This window comes from Sulfurimonas sp., assembly GCF_041583195.1.
In the GTDB taxonomy this organism is placed as follows: domain Bacteria; phylum Campylobacterota; class Campylobacteria; order Campylobacterales; family Sulfurimonadaceae; genus Sulfurimonas.
Window position 1 is genome coordinate 78,214 of sequence record NZ_JBFHGL010000012.1, and the last position, 20,597, is coordinate 98,810.

Below are 20,597 nucleotides of genomic sequence, written 5' to 3' on the forward strand. Positions count from 1 at the left end.
TTCCTCACTTTTACAATTAAATTATTTTTTTAACTAATTAAAAATGGAATTATAACGTTTTGAAGTTAATCTAGAGAAAAAAACTCTAGATTATTAAGGGAAGTATAAACTTTACTTATTTTAACATATCGCTTCTAGGATATGTAAATGTAGAGTTTCTAAAAACTTCTATTTTAGGCTCACTGTCTGCTTTATCGTGACCAACTGCATATGCTCTAATAGTAATAGGAATCACCGTATCGTGTCTGTCACTATCTACAAGTTTTTCCGTAGTTGTAAATACTACTATTTTTTTCTTTTTAACACCAGGTACTACAGTAAAAGGTTTTGTCGGTTTATCTATAACTATTTTACCTTCCATCCCTTTTGGTGGAATAATCTCAAAGAAGAACTTCATATTTTCACGTTGTGTATTTTGAAGTAGGAACTCATATGCATTATCAACTTTGAATTTTTCATCAGCTACTTTATGAATAGAATAAAGACGATTCTCTTTATTTACATTTAAAAGCATATGCTCTTTTTTAGTACTCATAATACCAAGTGCAACCATTACAACTAAAAGTAAAACTATATATGCGATTATCTTAGTGCGGAAAAGTTTAGTTTTACCTTTTTGATCAATCACTTCATAATCACTTGACCATCTAACTAAAGACTCTTTACCAAGTTTACCCATAACAGTAGTACATGCATCAACACACTCTAAACAGTTGATACACTCTAGTTGAAGTCCCTTACGAATATCTATATGCGTAGGACATACAGTCACACAACTCTCACATGCAGTACATTCTGCAGTAGGTTCACGATCTTGAATCTCACTTTGAGTTTTACTTGGAAGCTTATCTTTGTTTTCATCGTAGATGATACCCCCACGATGTGGATCATAGATAGCCATAACAGTATGTTCATCATATAAAACTGATTGAATACGGCTATAAGGACATACATATACACACCAGTCTTCTTTTATTTTTACAACAGAATAAAGTAAAAATAGAGTTACAACAACCAAAATTCCAACTAATGTCATATGTTCTGATGGATTTGCTAGATATGCAAAAAAGTCTTCTGGAGGAACAAAGTACCAAAGAAAGTTTGCAGTAGCTATGAATCCTAGAACAGTCCAAATAATAACAGCTATCAATTTTTTAACTTTATTTTCCGGTTTTGTCATATCCGGCTCTTGCTGTTTATTTTTAATACGCTTGCGAAGACCTAAAATTTTTGTTTCTATAAGATCACGATAAATTACACGAAATATTGTTTGGGGACAAGCCCATCCACAGAATACACGTCCACCCATAACGGTAATACCAAAGATTCCTAAAAATAGAAGCATTAATACAAAAGGCATTAAGTACATCTCTTGCATATCAAATTTAACAAAAGCTAGATGTAGTTGAAGTTTGTCAAAACTTAGTAGAAAAAAGTGGTTTCCATTTACTTGTATCCATGGTAAGACCAAAGCTATAACAGTTACAAAAGCGTAAAAGTAATATCTTTTAATCCTCCATGAAGAAGTTTCTTTAATATTTTGGTTTTCCATAGTTACTTCCTATATTGAATATTAGGGAGAATTATAACTAAATTAATATAAAATTATTATTATAAATATGGATTATATAAGTTATAATCTATATTTATTTTTAGCAGTTATATTTTTTGAAGACTATATCAAAAATATGCAAAAGTATTTTTTATGCTCATTTTGGCTAAAATAAGAAACTTTTTCAATAAAGACAATACTAAATGACAGATACAAAACAATATATTTTAGAAACTATAAAAAAGCGGCCGCTTATAATTGACGGTGCTATGGGTACACAGCTTCAACAGCGCGAAGATAAGATTCCACAAGAAGCTTGGGAAGGCAATGAAGGTTGTAACGAACTTTTAAACGTTACATGCCCTGAGGTTTTAAGTGAAATCTTTCATGCTTATTTAACAGCTGGAGCTGACTTAATAACGACAAACACATTCGGATCATTTGCATGGGTTTTAGATGAGTACGGTATAGCTAATCGTGCTTATGAACTGACTCGTGCCGGAGCTGAACTTGTTAAAAAAGAATGTGAAAAGTTTAGTACGCCTGAGCATCCACGTTTTTGTTTAGGTTCTGTCGGACCTGGTACAAAACTACCCTCTTTTGGGCACATAACTTATGATGAGATGTATGAGGGTTATACTGTTTTTTGTGAAGCCTTAATAGACGGTGGAGTTGATATATTTTTACTTGAAACTTGCCAGGATCCGCTTCAGATAAAAGCAGCACTTCACGCATGTGAAGCTGCTAACACTAACAAAAACACTAACATTCCAATTATGGTAAGTACTACGATCGAGCTTAGCGGTACTATGCTTATCGGTACTGATGCACAAACAATAGCTACCATATTAGAGCCTTTTAATATTTTAAGTCTTGGTTTTAACTGTGGTACAGGACCAGAACAGGTACTAAAGCATGTAAAAACTCTAAGTGAAGTGTGGCATAAACCTATAAGTGTTCATGCAAATGCAGGTCTTCCTCAAAACCGCGGCGGTTATACTTACTATCCAATGGGTCCAGATGAGTTTGCAGCAAACCAAGAGAAATTTTTAGAATTTGACGGTGTAAGTTTTTTAGGTGGATGTTGCGGTACTACACCTCAACATATACGTGCTCTTGTTGATAGAGTATCAAATAAAACACCAAAAAAGCCAACTGGAAGTCATCCAACCTCTGTTGCTTCATTATTTCATTCAACTCCTCTTATGCAGGAACCTGCTCCACTTTTAATGGGTGAGAGAAGTAATGCTACGGGTTCAAAAGCATTCCGCGAGCTTCTTTTAGCAGAGGACTACGAAGGTACGTTAAGTGTAGCACAACAACAAGTTCGTGCAGGTGCTCATGTAATAGATGTAAATGTCGGTTTTGCAGGGCGTGATGAGACTAAAGATATGACAGCTGTAATGGGTATGTATAACCAAAAGATTCAACTTCCTCTTATGCCTGACTCTACTCAGGTTAAAGGGCTTGAGACTGCACTTAAAAATATAGGCGGTAAGCCAATAATCAATTCAGTAAACCTTGAAGATGGTGAAGAGAAGTTTGATGAAGTATGTCACTTAGCTAAAAAATTCGGAACAAGCCTTGTTTGTTTAACTATTGATGAAGTAGGTATGGCAAAATCAGTTGAACATAAACTTCAAGTAGCTGATCGAATAATTGATCTTGCAACTAATAGGCATGGACTTAAAAAAGAAGACCTAATATTTGACGTACTTACATTCACACTCGGAAGCGGTGATGAAGAGTATTTGGATGCTGGTATAAATACAATAGAAGCCATACGTCATCTAAGAGAAAAACATCCTGAAGTTGGAGCGGTACTTGGTCTATCAAATATCTCTTTCGGGCTTGATAAAGATGCGAGACCATATCTTAATTCAATGTTCTTACACCATTGTGTTGAAGCTGGACTTACAAGTGTTATTATAAACGTAAAACATATAATACCTATAAACAAAATAAGCCAAGAGGATCAGGATGTTTGTAACAACCTGATCTTCAACAAAACAGACAATGCCCTATTTGAGTTTATAGAACACTTCTCTAAAAAAGAGGCAATAGATACAGATGCTCTAGATGAAGAGTATCTGGCTATGAGCGATGAAGAAAAAATTGCCAAACTTTTAATGGATGGTGATAAAGAGAGAATGATACCTCTTGTTGAAGAGGTTCGCCACTCTATAGCACCTGAGATAATCGTAAATGAGATCCTGATAGATGCTATGAAGGTTGTAGGTGAGCTTTTTGGAAACGGTGAGATGCAACTGCCTTTTGTACTTCAATCTGCCGAGACTATGAAAGCAACAGTTGACTATCTAAACCCGTATCTGCCAAAGGTTGAAAAAGAAGTTGATACTACACTAGCTCTTGGAACTGTTAAAGGTGATGTCCATGATGTTGGTAAAAACCTTGTAGATATCATCCTTACAAACAATGGTTTCAAAGTAAATAACTTAGGGATTAAAGTTGAACTTGAAGATTTTATTCAAGCTACAAAAGATGGGCATATTTCAGCATTTGGTATGAGCGGGCTTTTAGTAAAATCAACTCAGGTTATGAAAGAAAATCTTGAAGCTCTAAAAGAACAGGGAATTGATATACCAATCCTTTTAGGTGGAGCTGCGCTAACAAGAAATTTTATAGATGAGTTTTGCCGCCCCTTTTATGATGGTCCGATCTTTTATTGTAAAGATGCGTTTGATGGTGTAACTGCAATGAGCCGTATAGAAGCAGGGAACTTTGATACAAACTTGCATCCTGAAGTGGAAAAAGAGGATATTAAAGAGAAAAAAGAGGTTCTTATTCCGCCTTTTAGTGAACTTAAAATGCCAAGTCGCGATATAAAAGTCCCTACACCTCCTTTTTGGGGCAGACGCGAGATCAAACTAAGTGAAGCTCAGCTTGAAATGGCATTTGAGTGGATCAACCATAAAATTCTTTTTAAATCACGCTGGGGCTATAGCTCTAAGGGGATGAGTAAAGAGGCATATGAAAAACAATTGGATGAAGTTGTATGGCCTGCATATGAAAAGCTAAAAAAACAGTTTTTGGAAGAGAAACTGTTTGAACCGACTATTCTTTATGGTTACTGGCCTTGTAGAAGCGATGACAACACGCTTTTAATCTTTGATGAGAGCGAGGGTTATAATTCAGAAGCGGAAGTAAACAAAGAGCATCTTGAGCATGTAATGGGCAGGGCTATAAAAGAGTTTACTTTTCCAAGACAGAGAAAACAACCACACCGCGCACTGAGTGACTTTTTCCACTCTGACAGACACGATGTTGTTGCTATGACTTGTGTAAGTGCAGGGGCAAAACTTAGCGAGATTGAAAAAGTGATTTACGACGATGGTAAATATACTGAGTACTATCAGTTCCACGGTCTTGGAGTAGAACTTGCAGAAGCACTTGCAGAAATAGCACACAAACAGATCAGACTTGACCTAGGAATCTCAGAAGGTGAGGGTCCGACTCTGGCAGACGTTCAGATGAACAAATATCAGGGAAGCCGTTACAGCTTTGGTTATGCAGCATGTCCGGATCTGGAACTTAACCGTCCGCTGTTTGATCTGTTAAAACCAGAAGAGTTTGGAATTGAACTTAGCGAGACTTTCCAAATCCATCCTGAGCAGTCTACAAGTGCATTAGTTGTTTATCATCCTAATGCTACTTATTACAATGTATAGAGTCTAAAAGTTCAGGAAGTTCTGAAATCTTTTTTACTCTATGGGTAGCATCTGAAAAGTCGTGTGTTTTAGTAAACTCATTATGAACTATTACACACTCTATCCCTGCATTAACAGCTGAACTTAGTCCACGTTTTGAGTCTTCTATTATGATGCATTCATCCTTAATTGCCCTAAAAATCTCCATCCCTTTTAAATATGGATCAGGATGTGGTTTAGAGTTTGGATAATCTTCAACACATAAAACAAACTCCATAAAATCAACTATACCACGATCAGCATGGGCAAGCTCAAAATCTACACGTCTTGAAGTGGTCACTATACCCATCTTGTAGTTTTTACTTAAACTCTTCAGTGTTTCTATCACACCTTCAATTGCTATCTCTTTTGTTTTGATATACTCTTGATAGTACTCGTCCCTTTTCTCTCTAGCAATTATGATCTCATCTTCACTAATACCTATCTCTTCAGCAATAACCCAAGCCCTTTGCCCCTTTGCCATAATATCCATGTAACGATCAAAGGTAAGTTCTAGGTTAAAGAACTCTTTTAGCGCACGTTTACTTGCCTCAAAGTACCACATCTCAGTTTCTATTAAAACACCGTCATTATCAAATAAGATATATTTTTTCATTCTAGTACTGCATAGTCAAAACTATAGTTCGACTCCCTCCATTATCCCTATGCTCGCCTAAGTAGATTCCCTGCCATGTCCCCAGATTCATCTCACCGTTTGTTATAGGTATGGTTAAAGAGTTTCCGAGAATTGAGCTTTTTATATGAGCAGGCATATCATCTTCACCTTCATAAGTATGCATATAATACGGTTTTTCATCAATCATATCAGTAAAATACTCTTCCATATCGTCTCTAACTGTGGGATCTGCATTTTCATTTATTGTTAGTGAAGCGGAAGTGTGTTTTAAAAAAATATTTAAAATACCTTTTGTAATGTCCGGAAAAGAAAGTAATGCATCTTCTATCTCTCTAGTTATAAGATGAAAACCTCTTGCTCGTGGTAAAATTTTAATCGTTTTTTGAAATATAGCCATATAAAATTATACTCTATCTTCTTCTATAACTCAAAGCCTCCAAAATATGACTTTTGTTTATAGTTTCGCATCCATCTATATCAGCTATTGTACGGGCAACTTTTTGTACCTTTTTAATACTTCTAAAACTAAGTGTAAATTTATTAACTGCTATATCTAATGTGGTTTTAGCATCTGAATCTAGTACACAGTATTTATCTATCTCTTTATCACTAAGTTTAGCAGTAAAATCTTTTTGTCCCCGCTTCTTTATTATATGATGCACATCAATCACTTTTTGGTGCATCTGACGTGAACTTATACTAGGCTGATCATTTGAACCGACCTTAGACATTACTACATTCAGATCAATCCTATCCAAAAATGGGTCAGAGAGTTTATTTTTATATCTTTGAACCTCAAGCTCATTACATCTGCACTCCTTAGATTCATCAAGCAGATTTCCACATGGACAAGGATTCATCGCTCCTACAAACAAAAAATCAGCCGGATATACTACTTTTGAATTAACGCGAGATATTTTTATCTTTTTATCCTGCATAGGTTCACGTAATGCTTCTAAAATACTTTTTGAAAAATGTGGTAGTTCATCAAAAAAAAGTATCCCATTATTTGCTAATCCGACTTCACCAATTTTTGCCTTATAACTTCCACCACCAAAGATCGATGCACTGGTAGAAGTATGATGAGGCGAGCAAAAATTTCTTAAAGGCTTAAAACTTGGGCTTTTATCATCTAAAGTTTCTAATTTCGCTATATCTAATATTTCATTTTTATTTAGAGGAGGCAATATATATCTTAATCTCTGAGCTATCATACTTTTACCGCTACCCGGACTTCCTTCCAATAATATATTATGCATACCACAAGCTGAGATTAAAGCTGCACGTTTTGCTATTTCTTGACCCTTAACATCTAAGAAGTCTTCATCGTACTTGTTATATACATAGTATTTTTCATCTAATGTATAAGAAGGATACTCAAAGTCAGTCTGATTCATTTGTTGACTCTCTATATTTTCGGCTTTCAACATATCCATAGCCTCTTGCAAAGTTTTTACGCCATAAAACTCAATATTTGGAATTTTTGATAGTTTTTCAAGAGATTCATACGGTACTATAGCTCTTTTTAATACACCTTGGTTTGCTAATGAAAGAAGTAATGGATAGATATAACTGTTTTCCCTTACATCTCCGTTTAAACCAAGTTCACCAAATACAAACCATTCAGAAAAATCTTTATCTTCTGTATTTAAAATTATCATAAGGGCGATACTCAAATCAAAATGTGAACCGTCCTTTTTCAGATCTGACGGTACTAAAGAGAGTGTAATACGCTTAGGTGGAAATTTAAATTCATTACTCAGCAGTGCAGACTTTACTCTCTCCTTGCTCTCATTTATACTTGAAGATGCCATTCCTACTATAGAAAATGAGGGCAGACCTTTTGTCAGAGTCGATTCAACCTGTACCACTTTTGCGTCTAAACCTTCATATGTTGCACAAAATATTGTTTTCATCTATCACCCTTTTATTAATTTCTCATATCATAATAGTAAAAAAAATCAATATCCTTAAAAAATATGACAATTTGTTATATTTTAATCCATATTGTATTTTTTATATGAAATGACTATAATACATATCCAAATAAAAGGAGCTATATGAAATCTATAGTATATGTTATTTCAGTATTAATGATGATATTATCTTTTAGCGGATGTAATCAGCCTGCACCAGCTGGCGGTGGTGTGTGTGAAAATCCTAAATGTAAATGTCCAAAACCATGCCAATGCGGGAGTGCTTGCAGATGCGGAATAAATGGTAATTCAAATAATATGAGTGAGAATAAATAATATTAGATATTGATTTATTTTAAAAAAATCAGTATTATTTCCAACTTTATATATTGGAACTAATATTGATTCAAATCAGTGAAAAAATACTTCTTGATGAGTATATATATAACCTTGATATACAAACAAACTATCTTCCAAGTCCTTACAAAGAAACACCATATCTTATAATTAAGAATTTTTTAGAGCCGCATGAACTATCTCTTTTTGTAAAAGAGGTAAACGAAGATGAAGATGCCGAGCAAGCCAAAGTAAAAAGTGAAGTCATACACGGTGTTGTTGAACCAAAAGTTATTAAAAAATACAGAGATACAAATATCTATTCATTAGACACTCATCTAAATGAACTATATCAATCTAAGTTTCTAAAACATCAAAAAATTATTGAAGAGTATTTTCATATAGCTTTAACTACATCTACAGATGTTCAAGCTCTTGAATATATAAAAGATGGATTTTATATACAACATGCAGATGATTCAAATGCATTGATAGATAAAGATGGAAATATTGTTGGATATACGACCGTAGCACCTGAACGAAAGCTTACAACTGTTTTATTTGCTACATCGTATAAAGAAGATGCAAATGATAGATTTAACTTTAGCGGTGGAGAATTAGTATTTAATTTTTTAAGAAATTTAGATGGTAGTGAAGTAATTTTAAAACCTGAAGCCGGTGATATGGTAGTTTTTCCAAGTAATCCGTATTTTTCACATGAAGTAAAAAAAGTTAAAAGCGGGTATAGATTAACACTTGTTCAATGGCATAATGCCATATTAAACTAGAGTTATTTGTTTTTTTGCTCTTTTTGATATTTTTTATATTCTTTTTCAAACTTCTTTCTACGTGAATATGAAAGCTTATCTATAAAAAGTATACCTTCAAGGTGATCCATCTCATGTTGGATAGCTATACTTAAAAGACCGTTTGCTTCTAGAGTTTTAGTGTTGCCGTCTCTATCTTGGTAATTAACTTTTACCTCTTCAAACCTTTCTATATCCTCATAGAAAGTAGGTACACTTAAACATCCCTCTTGATAAGTAGTAGTCCCTTTTTTTCCAACTATAACAGGGTTTACCATCTCAATAAGGTTATCATCATTTTGCATATCTTCCTCATCAGGAATATTAATGATCAATACTCTTTTAGGATGTGCAACTTGAATAGCAGCCAAACCAATGCCGTTTGTCTGCATCATGAAAGGGTACATTGCATCTAAAAGTTCATGAAGTTCACTATCGAATTTTTCAACTTCCAAAGATTTTTGACGTAATCTTTTATCTGGATATGTAACTATCTTTAATTTCATAAAAATCTCTACGATTTATTCTTTAACGATACTGCAAAATCTGTATCTTTGTCCGCGTAAGCTTTCTCTATACCGTCCATTGTAGCGACAATAGTCTCTTCAACAGAATATGATGGATTAATATCTGTAATACCAATAGCAATTTTAAGCTGTATTTCACGATCACCTAAGAAGAAGTTAGAGTTTGAAACTAATTCAACTAAACGCTCACTTGCTTTTTTAGCACTTTCAATATCAGTGTGTTTTAGCAGCATTGAGAACTGACCGTTTCCATAGTATGCTACGGTATCACTTCTTCTAGAAGTTTTCAGTAAAAGTCTTGCAATAGTTCTAGTCATTAATACTATCGCTTTTTCATTATTAACACTCTCAGTAAGCTCTTTGCTTAATTCAACCATGATCATAGATGAACTGTGTTTGAACTCACGAACAAGTTCTATTTCTTGTTCAAGTTTTGTCATAAGATAGCGTTTATTATAAACACCGTATTTATTATCGAAGATAGTTTCATTCTCAACATTTTTAACAACTTTTGCTGTTTCGTCATATTGAGTTTTTAAAGAAGTAGATTGTTTTTTAAGTATAGCATTCAACTTAGCTACATCACCTTCTAAAGCTGCAATAACACTACTAGATGCAGAAGCATCATCTCTACTGCTATCTAATTCATCACGACGTTTTTTAAGTATTTTTGTCATTAAAGATATATTTTTATATAGTGAAGCTGAAACATTTAGAACGCCCTTGACAGATGTAAAACCTTGTTTTAAACTCTGTTCAAGCATAATAGTATTTTCAGCATCATTGCTCTCTTCAAGTTCAAGCATAGACATAATTTGCTTGCGGAAGTTTTCGCTTTTATCTTCTAAAAGTCTATCGAAGTACAAAGAATAGTTATTTGGTGTGGGTGGCAGGTTATCATTAATAAGAGCGGAAAGAACCTCTTTTGCATACAATTCCAAATCACTAGTAGCTTCACTTGATATTCCGCTATCTCTTAAAGATTCAGCATTAACAGAAGTTTCTCTTTTTGTTTCTCTGCGTCCTCTCTCTCTTATTTTAGCTGCCATTGTCAACCCCTACTCTTTCTCGTTTTTAGTTAATACTTTATCAATCATTCCGTATTCTACACACTGCTCAGCACTCATAAAATTATCACGGTCAGTATCTTTTTCAACTTTTTTTATACTTTGACCTGTATTTTTAGCCAAAATAGAGTTTAACTCTTTTTTCATACGTAAAATTTCATTAGCTTGAATCTCAATATCTGTAGCTTGACCTTGAGCACCACCAAGTGGTTGGTGAATCATCACTCTTGCATGTGGAAGAGCATAACGTTTGCCCTTTTCCCCACTTGAAAGTAAAAAAGCACCCATAGATGCTGCTTGACCTATACATATAGTTGATACATCAGGACGGATGTAGTTCATCGTATCAAATATAGCCATACCTGCTGTAACAACACCACCTGGTGAATTTATGTAAAAATATATATCTTTTTCGGGATCTTCTGCTTCTAAAAACAATAGCTGCGCTACAATTGATGAAGCAACTGCATCGTTAACCTCACCACTTAACATAACAATTCTATCTTTTAAAAGACGAGAATATATATCGTATGAACGCTCACCACGCCCAGTTTGTTCAACAACGTATGGTACATAGCTCATATTATGCCTCTTTTATCTTTGTATCTAAAATTTGACGAAGTACTTTATCTTCGATCATTGACATTTGAATCGCAGGAATATATCCAGCTTCTCTATACTGTTCATAAGCTTTTTGTGGATCTTGACCCATTTGCATTGCTTCGTAGTAAATTGTTTGCATAACTTCTTGCTCTTCAACTTTTACGTTTTCAGATACTGCTAAAGAGTCAATTATAAAAGTAGCTTTTACGCTTTTTTCTGCTTCTTCACGGAAAGTTTCACGAAGCTCTTTTAATTTATCTTGATTCTCACGAAGCTCTTTAATCTCATCTTCACTCATGCTTTGAGCTTTTTTGTTAAGAGCCATGTCTATCTCTTGATCAACAACAAACTCAGGAAGGTCAAATGAGATTTCACTTACTAATGTTTCTAAAAGTGCAGGCTTTAATTCTTCATTGTAAAGTTTAGCTAACTCTTCATTTTCCATTTGCTCTTTTAATTGTGATTTTAACTCATCAGCAGTAGCATCCTCTTTTCCAAGAAGTTTTTTAGCAAGTTCGTCATCAATCTCAACTTCACCTTTTACTTTAATACCGTTTACTTTCACTTTAAACATAGCATCTTTACCAGCTAAATCTTTAGCTTGATACTCGTCTGGAAATTTTACGTTGATTTCAACTTCTTCGTCTCTTTTTACACCGATTAGTTGATCTTCAAAACCAGGGATAAACTGACCTGAACCTAATAGTAGTTCAAAGTTTTCAGCTTTACCGCCATCAAACGCAACACCGTCAACAAAACCTTCAAAGTCAATAACAGCAGTATCACCCTCTTTCATTTTACGATTTCTTTTAATATTTTCAAGTGGAGCTTGGCTCTCAGCAATCTCTTTTAAACGAGCATCTACATCTTTATCTTTTACTTCTGGCTTTTTAAAGTCTTTTACTAAAGCATTATAATCACCTAAATCGATTTCAGGACGGATAGCAATTTTAACGATTACTTCAATTTTATCATCGCTTTTATCAAACTTTGTGATAGTTGGTTCACCAATTAAAGAACTGTTTTCAATTCCCATCTCGTCTAAACCTGCACTTAATACATTTCTCAATGCTTCAGATTCTGCTTCTTGAACAAGTTTTTCCCCATATTGTTGCTTGATTACTGCTACAGGAACTTTACCTTTTCTAAAACCTTGAACGTTTGCGCCTTTTGCAAACTCTTTAGCAATCTTTTCTAGGTTAGCATCTATTATTTCTTTAAGTATAGTTGCTTCAATCTCAGCATTAGCACCATCAATTTTATTTGATTTGATTTCCATCAATTTCCTTTTAGTATATGTCTTACATAGTCAAATTTTAACTATTATTTTGAGCAATAATATCTAAAAATAAGTTAATTCTTGCATAAATTAGTTTTAAAATTAAGTATTAAAAGCCAGATAACAGCTAAATCTATCATAACATCGGCAAAATTAAACACTGCAAAATCAAAGCCGCAATGCCAATAAACCATATCGACAACACCGCCGTGAACAAAACGATCATATATATTGGAAAATGCCCCGCCCAAAAGAAGTCCTACAGGTATAGCATAACAAATTTTTTTCAAATACAAAACATAAACTAACACCCCAGTAACCATAACAAGCTGTATATACTTTAGCCACTCGTCTAAAAATGCAAACATAGAAAATGCCACGCCCCTGTTGTAGACAAGGATTAAATCGATGCACTCTGTGTAGTACCTAAAACCATCGACAAAAAGCATTTTTATATTCTGATCTATTATAAAGATTCCAATAAGGGTTAAAAAAAGAATCCCTCCTAGTTTTACATGTACCTTATCCATTTAGCGCTTTTTTGAAAAACTCTATAAGTTTATCCATCTCTTTGTCAAGTTCTTTAGAGTTTTGACCCTCTAACAAAATACGCAATTTATTTTCAGTTCCAGAGTATCTCACTAGATGACGTATATGTTTATCGTCTAACTCTTTTAGGAGAGGTGTTAATCCATCTATATCTTCTAAAGGCTTTTTCTTAGCAATTTTTATATTTTCAAGTTTTTGAGGATAAAGTTCAAACGGACGCAGAGCTTTTGAAGCTTTTTCTTTTTTATCTAGTATAAGTGCAAGTGTTTGAAGAGCAGATACTAAACCATCACCTGTTTTAGCATAATCATGCATAATTACATGTCCGCTTTGCTCACCTCCAAAGTTTATGCCATCACGCTTCATAATCTCTAAAACGTTTTTATCCCCGACAGCAGATCTGTGCAGTTCAAGTCCTAAACCTTGCAGATAGTCCTCAAGACCTTGATTACTCATAACCGTAGCAACAACTCCGCCACCTTTTAAAAGACCTCTTTCATTTATATATGCTCCAAGTGCACCTATAAGCTGATCACCATCTACTACCTCACCTTTTTCATCTACCACTACAAGTCTATCAGCATCACCATCAAGTGCTATTCCAAGGTCTGCACGAAACATTAACACATGTTCACATAGATCTTTTGTATGTAGTGCCCCACAGTCTTCATTTATGTTATATCCATTTGGATTATTATGTAAAACAACTACATCGGCACCTAACTCTTCTAAAACAGTAGGTCCAACTTTATATGCAGCTCCATTTGCCGTATCAAGGACTATACGCATACCGCTCAGTGACAACTCTCTTGGAAAAGAATTTTTAAGGGCAATGATATAACGACCGATCACATCATCTATCCTCTTAGCCTTACCAATATTTTTTGCTCTGGCTTGTGCTTGTATAATAATATCTTCATCACGGTATATTCTCTCTATCTCTGCTTCAACCTCGCTTGAAAGTTTATCTCCATGACCGTCAAAAAATTTAATACCGTTATCTTCAAAAGAGTTGTGTGAAGCACTAATCATTATTCCTGCATCACAGCGCATACTCTCAGTAATATATGCAATTGCAGGAGTTGGCATTGGACCTATTTGGATCACATCATATCCAATTGCAGTCAAACCGCTCACAATTGCATTTTCGATCATATAACCGCTTCGTCTTGTATCTTTTCCGACTAATATCTTGTTTGTTATTGAATGTTTTTTAAAATATATTCCGGCAGCCATTGCTACACGCATTGCTAAAGAAGCATTTAAAAATGTTCCGGCTTCGCCTCTTACACCGTCAGTTCCAAATAGTTTCATAATAAATTATCCATTTTTAAAGTTGACGTATTTTAGCACAAATAAACGTAAATTTAGAATATTTTAGAATAAGACTTTGGTTTAACTTAAATTTAATTATATTTAAGCTAAAATTGCGCACTAAAATTATCTGGGCAATATAAACTAACCCAAAAACAAGGACTCATTAAATGGCAAATCATAAGTCATCAATTAAGAGAATTCGTCAAACGATCGTTAAAGCAGAACGTAACCGTTTCTATAGAACTCGTCTTAAAAACATAGTTAAAGCTGTTAACAGTGCTGTTGAAGCTGGAAATAAAGAGGAAGCTACAGAAGCTTTCAAAGTAGCAAACAAACAAATTCATAGATTTGTAAGCAAAGGTGTTCTTAAAAAAGAAACTGCTGCTAGAAAAGTTAGTCGTCTTAACAAAGCCGTTAACGCTATATAATTAGGTAACAAATATGTTATCAGATAAACTCACGCCGTTTATCAACCGCTATAACGAACTTAGCGAATTGCTAAGTTCACCTGACATAACATCTGACATCAAAAAGATGACAGAACTCTCAAAAGAACAATCTTCACTTTTACCGATAGTTGAAAAAGCAAAAGAATATAAATCAATATTAGAAGAAATTGCTGAAGCTAAAGAGATGTTAGGCGATGCAGAAATGGCTGAGATGGCAAAGGAAGAGCTTAAAGAGCTAGAGCCTAAACTACCAGAGATTGAGGAAGAGATAAAACTTCTTATGCTTCCTAAAGACCCAAATGATGATAGAAATATTATTGTTGAACTTCGTGCGGGTACTGGTGGTGATGAAGCTGCTTTATTTGTTGGCGATCTATTTGAAGCTTATACACGTTATGCAGATGTTAGAGGCTGGAAAATAGAGTTGATCTCTACTTCACCTTCAGAAGCTGGTGGCTTTAAAGAGGTAACTGCACTTATTAAAGGTGAACAAGTATACTCTAGACTTAAATATGAAGGTGGTACACACCGTGTTCAACGTGTACCTGCTACTGAGAGCCAAGGTCGTGTACATACTTCAGCTATTACAGTTGCAGTCATGCCGGAAGTTGATGATGTTGAAGTTCAGATCAATGAAAACGATCTAAAAATCGACGTTATGCGTTCATCTGGTTGTGGTGGTCAGTCTGTAAATACAACAGACTCTGCTGTTCGTATTACGCACTTACCAACGGGTATAGTAGTTACAAACCAGGATCAGAAATCTCAACACAAAAATAAAGAAAAGGCTATGAAAGTACTTAAGTCCCGTCTTTATGAGATCGAGATGCAGGCACAACAATCTGAAAATGCAGCTGAGCGTGCAGCTCAAGTTGGTACTGGAGATAGAAGCGGACGTATCCGTACTTACAACTATCCTCAAAACCGTATAAGTGATCATAGAATCACACTGACTCTTTATAGATTAAATGAGATTATGAGTGGCGGTCTTTTTGATGAGATAATCGATCCATTAATAGCAGATACTCAAGCTAAAATTGTTGAAGCAGCTGGACTCTAATCTGTCCAGTCTGTATTAAAAGTATTTTTCACTTCACCTTTAAAAGTAATAGTTTTTCCATTGTATCCAAGATACAAAGTCTCTCCGCTAGTTGGATAAACCTCTATATTATCACCAACTTTTCCCTCTTTGAAAGCTCTGTAAAAACAAGCTGCCATTCCTGTACCACAAGCTAATGTTTCATCTTCAACACCACGCTCATAAGTGCGCACTCTCAAGTTTCCACCAATAACTTGAGTTATGTTTACATTCGCATTATATCTATGGCGAAGTTCTCTAGCTTCAGCTATGTCAAATTCTTCGATATTATCTGTAAAACTGACTATATGTGGAACCCCTGTGTTTATAAGCCAATACGATTTAGAGTTAAACTTAATATTTGAGTCAATTATTTCTGGCGGAGTTAACTCACTTAAAACTACACCTCTCTTTCCATTTTCACTCTCTACTGTTGCTTTAATAATACCGGCACCAGTTAAAAAAGTCATGTTCTTATCAGCTAAACCATGTTTATACGCATAGTGTGCAGTAGCACGAGAAGCATTTCCACACATATCTGCATGACTTCCATCAGAATTATAAAACTGCCATTCAAAATCATAATCATCATTTGGAATAAGTACCACTAATCCATCTGCACCGATTCCCTCTTGTCTATGACACAGTTTTTTTGCCAGTTCAGTTCTGTCTTCTTTTATATCTGAGTGAAAGATTACGAAATCATTTCCACTGGCAGTATATTTTGAGCATTTCATAGGTATTTCTCCTTAATTTTCTGAACAAAAGCCTCAACCTCTTCTTGAAGATGTTTTAGATCTTTAGAATTATCTATTACCCATGTAGCTTTTGCCTTTTTTTCGTCTATAGGCATTTGAGATGCAATTCTTTTTTGACTCTCATCAAGTGAGTATCCGTTACGTTTCATAAAGCGCTCTAGCTGAATATCAGCAGGTGTGTAAACAACAACCGAATCCTCTATATCATAAGAGTTGTTCTCAAAAAAAAGCGGGATATCAATCAAATAAGGAAAATTAAACTTGTCTTGTTTCTCACTCTGCTTAGCAATCTCTTGACGTATTTTAGGATGTAGATAATCTTCCAGTTTTTTCTTTGCCTCAGCATTAGAAAATACTAGTGTTCCAAGTTTCGCGCGATCTACTTTTTTAGAGTTAATATACTCTTCTCCAAATGTATCTGCTACCCACTCTTTTGAATCATCTAATATTTGATGAGAGATTGTATCAGCATCTATTACACGCATCCCATTTAAAGCTAAAAGGGATGCGACCGTACTTTTACCTGTAGCAATCCCTCCTGTTAATGCAATAGCGTACTTAAATGGCATTAGTTTTTGATAATACCTAAGTAAGTTTTACGAACATTATTTCCCATTGCAAAAGCTGCCGGATGAATATCGCAGTTATAATACTCTAAACCATCCAACATGTCTGTACGTTGTAAGATTAGATCAGCGGTAGGATGATAAGTGTGTGAACATAAAAGTGCAGTCTCACCATTACCTAAATTATACGGCATAATGATTTTAAAATAATTTCCCAGTGTTTGCATAATAGACTTATTTTCTTCTATTTTGTCAAGATTTGGATGCTTAATTACTAAAATACCATCTTCACTAAGAACACGGTTTATTTGAGATATAAACAGTGAATCACCTTCCATTTCAGAGATAATTACATCATACTTAGAGTCCTCAAGTTTGCTAACATTATCAAGTGAACACTCGATCTTATCTAGTGTAATATTTGTATGTTTTTCTACTTCTTTTTCAAGACCCGCTGCATCATTACTGATAATTAAAATTCGTTTTGGTTCTTTATGGGTACATAGCGGTACATGCACCATCATCTCATTGTAAATAAATTCTTTCATTCTATAATTTCCTTTTCAATTACCGCGATTTTAACCACTTTTGGATTAATATTTCTTAATAATTTGATATAATTGCATTATATTTAAAAATCGTAAAGGTATATCATGGATTACAACAAAGTCAGAAAATTTTGTAGAGTTTTTCGCATTACTATAGGACTTTTACTTGTTGGAACAGGTATTATTCAATTAGGTGCATTTGATGGTGCTGGTTGGTTCTTTTTAGGGTTTATACCTTTAATTGCTGGTTTAACAAATTTTTGTCCGCTTTGTATTTTTTCTAAAAAATGTGATACACCTAAATAAGTGGAGAGAGTATGAGTCAAATTTCTTATAAAGATGCTGGTGTAGATATAGATGCTGGAAACAGTTTTGTTGAAAATATTAAACCTCTTGTAAAGTCAACAAAAATCCCAGGTGTAATGGGTGGAATCGGTTCATTTGCAGGTGCATTTGAAGTACCTACTGGTTTTAAAGAGCCTGTTATGCTTGCAGCAACTGACGGTGTAGGTACAAAGTTAAAACTAGCTATTGATAGTGGCATTCATAATACAGTAGGTATAGATTTAGTTGCAATGTGTGTAAACGATCTGATCTGTAACTTTGGAACACCTAGCTTTTTTCTTGATTATTATGCTACAGGTAAACTTGATGTAAATATTGCAACAAATGTTGTAGCCGGAATTGCCGAAGGATGTAAACAAAGTGAATGTGCACTAATCGGTGGAGAAACTGCCGAGATGCCTGGTATGTATTCTGAGGATGATTACGATTTAGCAGGTTTTGCTGTTGGTGTAGCTGAAAAGTCTGAAATGGATAGAGTTTCTTTAGTTAAAGCTGGTCATAAACTAATAGCACTTCCAAGTTCTGGTCTACACTCAAATGGTTTCTCTCTAGCTAGAAAAGTACTGTTTGAAAAAATGAATTTAGATTTCAATGAAGACTTTAACGGAAAGCCTTTAATTGAAACTCTTTTAACTCCGACAAATATCTATGTTAAAACGTTCAAAGCACTTAAAAACGAGATAGTAGCTATGGCACATATTACAGGTGGTGGTATAGTTGAAAATCTTCCTCGTGTACTTCCTGAAAACTTACGTGCTGAAGTTAAAAAAGATGCTGTTAAAACTCTTCCTATATTTGATCTAATAGGTGAGCACGTTGCTGAAGATGAGATGTACAGAGCGTTTAATATGGGTGTAGGTATGATACTTGTAGTAGATGAAAAAGATGTAGATATAGTGTTATCAAAAGCTGAAGGTTCTTACCTTATAGGTGAAATACTAGAAGGTAAAAGAGAAGCTGTAATGGTTTAAAACCATTACTAAATTTAAAAATTATATTTTAATCCAACAGATAAGCTAGATTGAGAATGTTTTGTTTCTAGTTGTGTTGGATTTGTCCCTCCAAATGCACTAAACTGTTTAATTGAATATGTATTAGTAACTTCAGGTGCATACACATAAGCAAAATCCAACGAAGCTTCTTTTGAAAACATATAAGCTCCCCCTATTGTAAAATGTGATTCAACAATTGCAGGAAAACCTAATAAATTAAACATATTTATAGCTGACGCAGTAGCATCTATTGTATTTGTATTTTGCTCATTTATAGGGCTACTACCATAATTGTATCCTACTCTTAATGCCCATATATCTTTTAAAAATTCATATCCTAAAGCAAAAACATTCTGATCTTCCCATTTAAAATCTTCATAACCTTTTGCATCTGACCACTTTATTTGTTTAATATCAACTGCAATAGTATGATATTTATATTTATAGCTCACTCCAATACCTATCTCCGCTGGAGTTGAGATTTCATCACCTAACCTATTCCCACCAAATAATCCAAAAGATGCAAAATCAGTGCTTGCACCTGAGAGTTGTCCATCATATACCATATCTATTTTTGACTTATATGAAAGCCCTATAGTCATGCTGTTTATCCTGTATGAAACACCTATATTATATCCAATAGCTAAATCTTGAGATACACCTTCATCATGTCCTATTTCAGTTGTTGCTGGACCTACTAGACTTGTGTCTAAAACTCCATTATAACTAACATCCAATGAACCATATTGTACAAGTGGTGTGATCCCTATACTTAAGTTATCTATTTTATAAGCTAAAGGTACTCCAAACTGCATTATTTGAAGATTAGTAACCATATTAAAGTTATTAACACTATTTCTATAATCTACACCCATTCCTGCAGTTCCCCACATACCTAGGCCTAAATAAAAATTATCATCTATCTTAGTAGAGAATGAAACAGATGGTATAACACTCTTATCAGCTAAACCATCCTTGTATGCACTCATAAATCCAACTTGCCCCATACTATTAGATACTTCAGGCATAAATAAAGTACCACCTAATGATATTTGATTATTATTTACGTAAACTATGAGAGATGGATTAACTAATGCAGAATCAGCACCATGGCTAATTCCTATTCCTGTACCACCCATGGCACGGGACTTAGCACCTATTCCAATTAATACAGATCCATTTGTAGCAAACAGTGATGTAGGGATAATTAAAGAAGAAACGAATAGTAGATAAATAAATATTTTGCACATAATAATTGCATATCCTCTGTTTAGATGTTGCAGATTATATCACAAATAATTATAATTTTTTTTTATATATAAAAAAATTTTATGAAAATAAAAATATAAAATAAATTAGTTTATTGATATATTGTGTAAGTTAAAAGTAATTATAAAATTAAGTGATTGAATTATTGATAGAGTAAACTGATCAACTAGGCGGCGACCTACATTCCCAATCCTGAAAGGACAAGTATTATCAGCGATGAGAGGCTTAGCTTCTGGGTTCGGAATGGGACCAGGCGTTTCCCTCTCTCTGTTGCCACCTAGACAATCAAGTGTAAA

The 20,597-nt window shown here is 34.3% G+C and carries 21 protein-coding genes and 1 rRNA gene; 7 read left to right on the plus strand and 15 right to left on the minus strand.

What is annotated here, in order from left to right; translation table 11 throughout:
* Positions 1–115: 115 nt before the first annotated feature.
* Positions 116–1,552, minus strand: coding sequence for a cytochrome c oxidase accessory protein CcoG (ccoG, locus tag ABZA65_RS10845; RefSeq protein WP_373073529.1), 1,437 nt, complete (start codon positions 1,550–1,552; stop codon positions 116–118).
* Positions 1,553–1,755: 203 nt separating this feature from the next.
* On the opposite strand from ccoG, the gene metH reads away from it, so the two are divergent.
* Positions 1,756–5,241: a methionine synthase gene (metH, locus tag ABZA65_RS10850; RefSeq protein ID WP_373073531.1), complete on the plus strand. Its 3,486-nt coding sequence runs from the start codon at positions 1,756–1,758 to the stop codon at positions 5,239–5,241.
* Here the strand turns inward: metH and ABZA65_RS10855 are convergent.
* From ABZA65_RS10855 to ABZA65_RS10865, 3 genes are read right to left on the minus strand one after another with little or no spacing between them, the layout of a single operon-like run.
* Entirely contained in the window at positions 5,222–5,875 is a 654-nt protein-coding gene (locus ABZA65_RS10855) for an HAD family hydrolase (RefSeq protein ID WP_373073533.1), read from the minus strand. The two genes, metH and ABZA65_RS10855, sit on opposite strands and share 20 nt — an antisense overlap.
* 1 nt (position 5,876) lies before the next feature.
* Positions 5,877–6,293: a secondary thiamine-phosphate synthase enzyme YjbQ gene (locus ABZA65_RS10860; protein ID WP_373073535.1), complete on the minus strand. Its 417-nt coding sequence runs from the start codon at positions 6,291–6,293 to the stop codon at positions 5,877–5,879.
* Between the two features lie 13 nt (positions 6,294–6,306).
* On the minus strand, positions 6,307–7,812 hold the full coding sequence (locus tag ABZA65_RS10865; RefSeq protein WP_373073537.1) for a YifB family Mg chelatase-like AAA ATPase: 1,506 nt from the start codon (positions 7,810–7,812) through the stop codon (positions 6,307–6,309).
* A 144-nt stretch (positions 7,813–7,956) separates the two neighbouring features.
* On the opposite strand from ABZA65_RS10865, the gene ABZA65_RS10870 reads away from it, so the two are divergent.
* Together ABZA65_RS10870 and ABZA65_RS10875 are read left to right on the plus strand one after the other, a co-directional pair.
* Positions 7,957–8,148: a hypothetical protein gene (locus tag ABZA65_RS10870; RefSeq protein WP_373073539.1), complete on the plus strand. Its 192-nt coding sequence runs from the start codon at positions 7,957–7,959 to the stop codon at positions 8,146–8,148.
* Between the two features lie 65 nt (positions 8,149–8,213).
* The gene (locus ABZA65_RS10875; protein WP_373073541.1) at positions 8,214–8,936 is read left to right on the plus strand and encodes a 2OG-Fe(II) oxygenase; all 723 of its coding nucleotides are present in this window, start codon (positions 8,214–8,216) and stop codon (positions 8,934–8,936) included.
* A gap of 2 nt (positions 8,937–8,938) precedes the next feature.
* Here the strand turns inward: ABZA65_RS10875 and def are convergent, their stop codons facing one another.
* The 6 genes from def to glmM form a co-directional block, all read right to left on the minus strand.
* Positions 8,939–9,460 carry a peptide deformylase gene (gene def, locus ABZA65_RS10880; protein WP_373073543.1) on the minus strand — a complete coding sequence of 174 codons (522 nt, stop codon included), beginning with the start codon at positions 9,458–9,460 and terminating at the stop codon, positions 8,939–8,941.
* An 8-nt stretch (positions 9,461–9,468) separates the two neighbouring features.
* Positions 9,469–10,530, minus strand: coding sequence for a GGDEF domain-containing protein (locus ABZA65_RS10885; RefSeq protein ID WP_373073545.1), 1,062 nt, complete (start codon positions 10,528–10,530; stop codon positions 9,469–9,471).
* A 9-nt stretch (positions 10,531–10,539) separates the two neighbouring features.
* Complete coding sequence (clpP, locus tag ABZA65_RS10890; RefSeq protein ID WP_373073547.1) at positions 10,540–11,130, minus strand: ATP-dependent Clp endopeptidase proteolytic subunit ClpP; 591 nt, start codon at positions 11,128–11,130, stop codon at positions 10,540–10,542.
* Position 11,131: 1 nt separating this feature from the next.
* A complete protein-coding gene (gene tig, locus ABZA65_RS10895) occupies positions 11,132–12,430 on the minus strand; it encodes a trigger factor (protein WP_373073549.1) in 1,299 nt (432 codons plus the stop codon).
* Between the two features lie 74 nt (positions 12,431–12,504).
* Entirely contained in the window at positions 12,505–12,960 is a 456-nt protein-coding gene (lspA, locus tag ABZA65_RS10900) for a signal peptidase II (RefSeq protein WP_373073551.1), read from the minus strand.
* Positions 12,953–14,293: a phosphoglucosamine mutase gene (glmM, locus tag ABZA65_RS10905; RefSeq protein ID WP_373073553.1), complete on the minus strand. Its 1,341-nt coding sequence runs from the start codon at positions 14,291–14,293 to the stop codon at positions 12,953–12,955. The genes lspA and glmM overlap by 8 nt, the downstream gene beginning before the upstream one ends.
* 170 nt (positions 14,294–14,463) lie before the next feature.
* On the opposite strand from glmM, the gene rpsT reads away from it, so the two are divergent.
* Both rpsT and prfA read left to right on the plus strand, forming a co-directional pair.
* Entirely contained in the window at positions 14,464–14,724 is a 261-nt protein-coding gene (gene rpsT / locus ABZA65_RS10910) for a 30S ribosomal protein S20 (RefSeq protein ID WP_373073555.1), read from the plus strand.
* A gap of 13 nt (positions 14,725–14,737) precedes the next feature.
* Positions 14,738–15,805, plus strand: a complete 1,068-nt coding sequence (prfA, locus tag ABZA65_RS10915; RefSeq protein ID WP_373073557.1) for a peptide chain release factor 1 — start codon at positions 14,738–14,740, stop codon at positions 15,803–15,805.
* On the opposite strand, the gene dapF is transcribed toward prfA, so the two are convergent.
* Genes dapF through ABZA65_RS10930 form a run of 3 tightly spaced genes read right to left on the minus strand, consistent with a single transcriptional unit; the run spans position 15,802 to position 17,695 of the window.
* Positions 15,802–16,560, minus strand: a complete 759-nt coding sequence (gene dapF / locus ABZA65_RS10920; RefSeq protein ID WP_373073559.1) for a diaminopimelate epimerase — start codon at positions 16,558–16,560, stop codon at positions 15,802–15,804. The genes prfA and dapF overlap by 4 nt on opposite strands.
* Positions 16,557–17,150, minus strand: coding sequence for a dephospho-CoA kinase (gene coaE, locus ABZA65_RS10925; protein ID WP_373073561.1), 594 nt, complete (start codon positions 17,148–17,150; stop codon positions 16,557–16,559). Before coaE ends, dapF begins: the two co-directional genes overlap by 4 nt.
* Positions 17,150–17,695, minus strand: a complete 546-nt coding sequence (locus ABZA65_RS10930) for a spermidine synthase (RefSeq protein WP_373073563.1) — start codon at positions 17,693–17,695, stop codon at positions 17,150–17,152. Before ABZA65_RS10930 ends, coaE begins: the two co-directional genes overlap by 1 nt.
* A 105-nt stretch (positions 17,696–17,800) precedes the next feature.
* Between ABZA65_RS10930 and ABZA65_RS10935 the strand changes: the two genes are divergently transcribed.
* Positions 17,801–18,001, plus strand: coding sequence for a DUF2892 domain-containing protein (locus tag ABZA65_RS10935; protein WP_373073565.1), 201 nt, complete (start codon positions 17,801–17,803; stop codon positions 17,999–18,001).
* A gap of 11 nt (positions 18,002–18,012) precedes the next feature.
* Positions 18,013–19,011: a phosphoribosylformylglycinamidine cyclo-ligase gene (gene purM / locus ABZA65_RS10940; RefSeq protein ID WP_373073567.1), complete on the plus strand. Its 999-nt coding sequence runs from the start codon at positions 18,013–18,015 to the stop codon at positions 19,009–19,011.
* Between the two features lie 14 nt (positions 19,012–19,025).
* On the opposite strand, the gene ABZA65_RS10945 is transcribed toward purM, so the two are convergent.
* Positions 19,026–20,282, minus strand: a complete 1,257-nt coding sequence (locus ABZA65_RS10945) for an OmpP1/FadL family transporter (RefSeq protein ID WP_373073569.1) — start codon at positions 20,280–20,282, stop codon at positions 19,026–19,028.
* A gap of 184 nt (positions 20,283–20,466) precedes the next feature.
* Positions 20,467–20,582 (minus strand): 5S ribosomal RNA (gene rrf / locus ABZA65_RS10950).
* Positions 20,583–20,597: the final 15 nt, after the last annotated feature.

Bases quoted from the DNA above. Each gene is read 5' to 3' on its own strand.
- ccoG (WP_373073529.1), bottom strand. From the start codon at position 1,552: ATGGAAAACCAAAATATTAAAGAAACTTCTTCATGGAGGATTAAAAGA.
- metH (WP_373073531.1), top strand. From the start codon at position 1,756: ATGACAGATACAAAACAATATATTTTAGAAACTATAAAAAAGCGGCCG.
- ABZA65_RS10855 (WP_373073533.1), bottom strand. From the start codon at position 5,875: ATGAAAAAATATATCTTATTTGATAATGACGGTGTTTTAATAGAAACT.
- ABZA65_RS10860 (WP_373073535.1), bottom strand. From the start codon at position 6,293: ATGGCTATATTTCAAAAAACGATTAAAATTTTACCACGAGCAAGAGGT.
- ABZA65_RS10865 (WP_373073537.1), bottom strand. From the start codon at position 7,812: ATGAAAACAATATTTTGTGCAACATATGAAGGTTTAGACGCAAAAGTG.
- ABZA65_RS10870 (WP_373073539.1), top strand. From the start codon at position 7,957: ATGAAATCTATAGTATATGTTATTTCAGTATTAATGATGATATTATCT.
- def (WP_373073543.1), bottom strand. From the start codon at position 9,460: ATGAAATTAAAGATAGTTACATATCCAGATAAAAGATTACGTCAAAAA.
- ABZA65_RS10885 (WP_373073545.1), bottom strand. From the start codon at position 10,530: ATGGCAGCTAAAATAAGAGAGAGAGGACGCAGAGAAACAAAAAGAGAA.
- clpP (WP_373073547.1), bottom strand. From the start codon at position 11,130: ATGAGCTATGTACCATACGTTGTTGAACAAACTGGGCGTGGTGAGCGT.
- tig (WP_373073549.1), bottom strand. From the start codon at position 12,430: ATGGAAATCAAATCAAATAAAATTGATGGTGCTAATGCTGAGATTGAA.
- lspA (WP_373073551.1), bottom strand. From the start codon at position 12,960: ATGGATAAGGTACATGTAAAACTAGGAGGGATTCTTTTTTTAACCCTT.
- glmM (WP_373073553.1), bottom strand. From the start codon at position 14,293: ATGAAACTATTTGGAACTGACGGTGTAAGAGGCGAAGCCGGAACATTT.
- rpsT (WP_373073555.1), top strand. From the start codon at position 14,464: ATGGCAAATCATAAGTCATCAATTAAGAGAATTCGTCAAACGATCGTT.
- prfA (WP_373073557.1), top strand. From the start codon at position 14,738: ATGTTATCAGATAAACTCACGCCGTTTATCAACCGCTATAACGAACTT.
- dapF (WP_373073559.1), bottom strand. From the start codon at position 16,560: ATGAAATGCTCAAAATATACTGCCAGTGGAAATGATTTCGTAATCTTT.
- coaE (WP_373073561.1), bottom strand. From the start codon at position 17,150: ATGCCATTTAAGTACGCTATTGCATTAACAGGAGGGATTGCTACAGGT.
- ABZA65_RS10930 (WP_373073563.1), bottom strand. From the start codon at position 17,695: ATGAAAGAATTTATTTACAATGAGATGATGGTGCATGTACCGCTATGT.
- ABZA65_RS10935 (WP_373073565.1), top strand. From the start codon at position 17,801: ATGGATTACAACAAAGTCAGAAAATTTTGTAGAGTTTTTCGCATTACT.
- purM (WP_373073567.1), top strand. From the start codon at position 18,013: ATGAGTCAAATTTCTTATAAAGATGCTGGTGTAGATATAGATGCTGGA.
- ABZA65_RS10945 (WP_373073569.1), bottom strand. From the start codon at position 20,282: ATGTGCAAAATATTTATTTATCTACTATTCGTTTCTTCTTTAATTATC.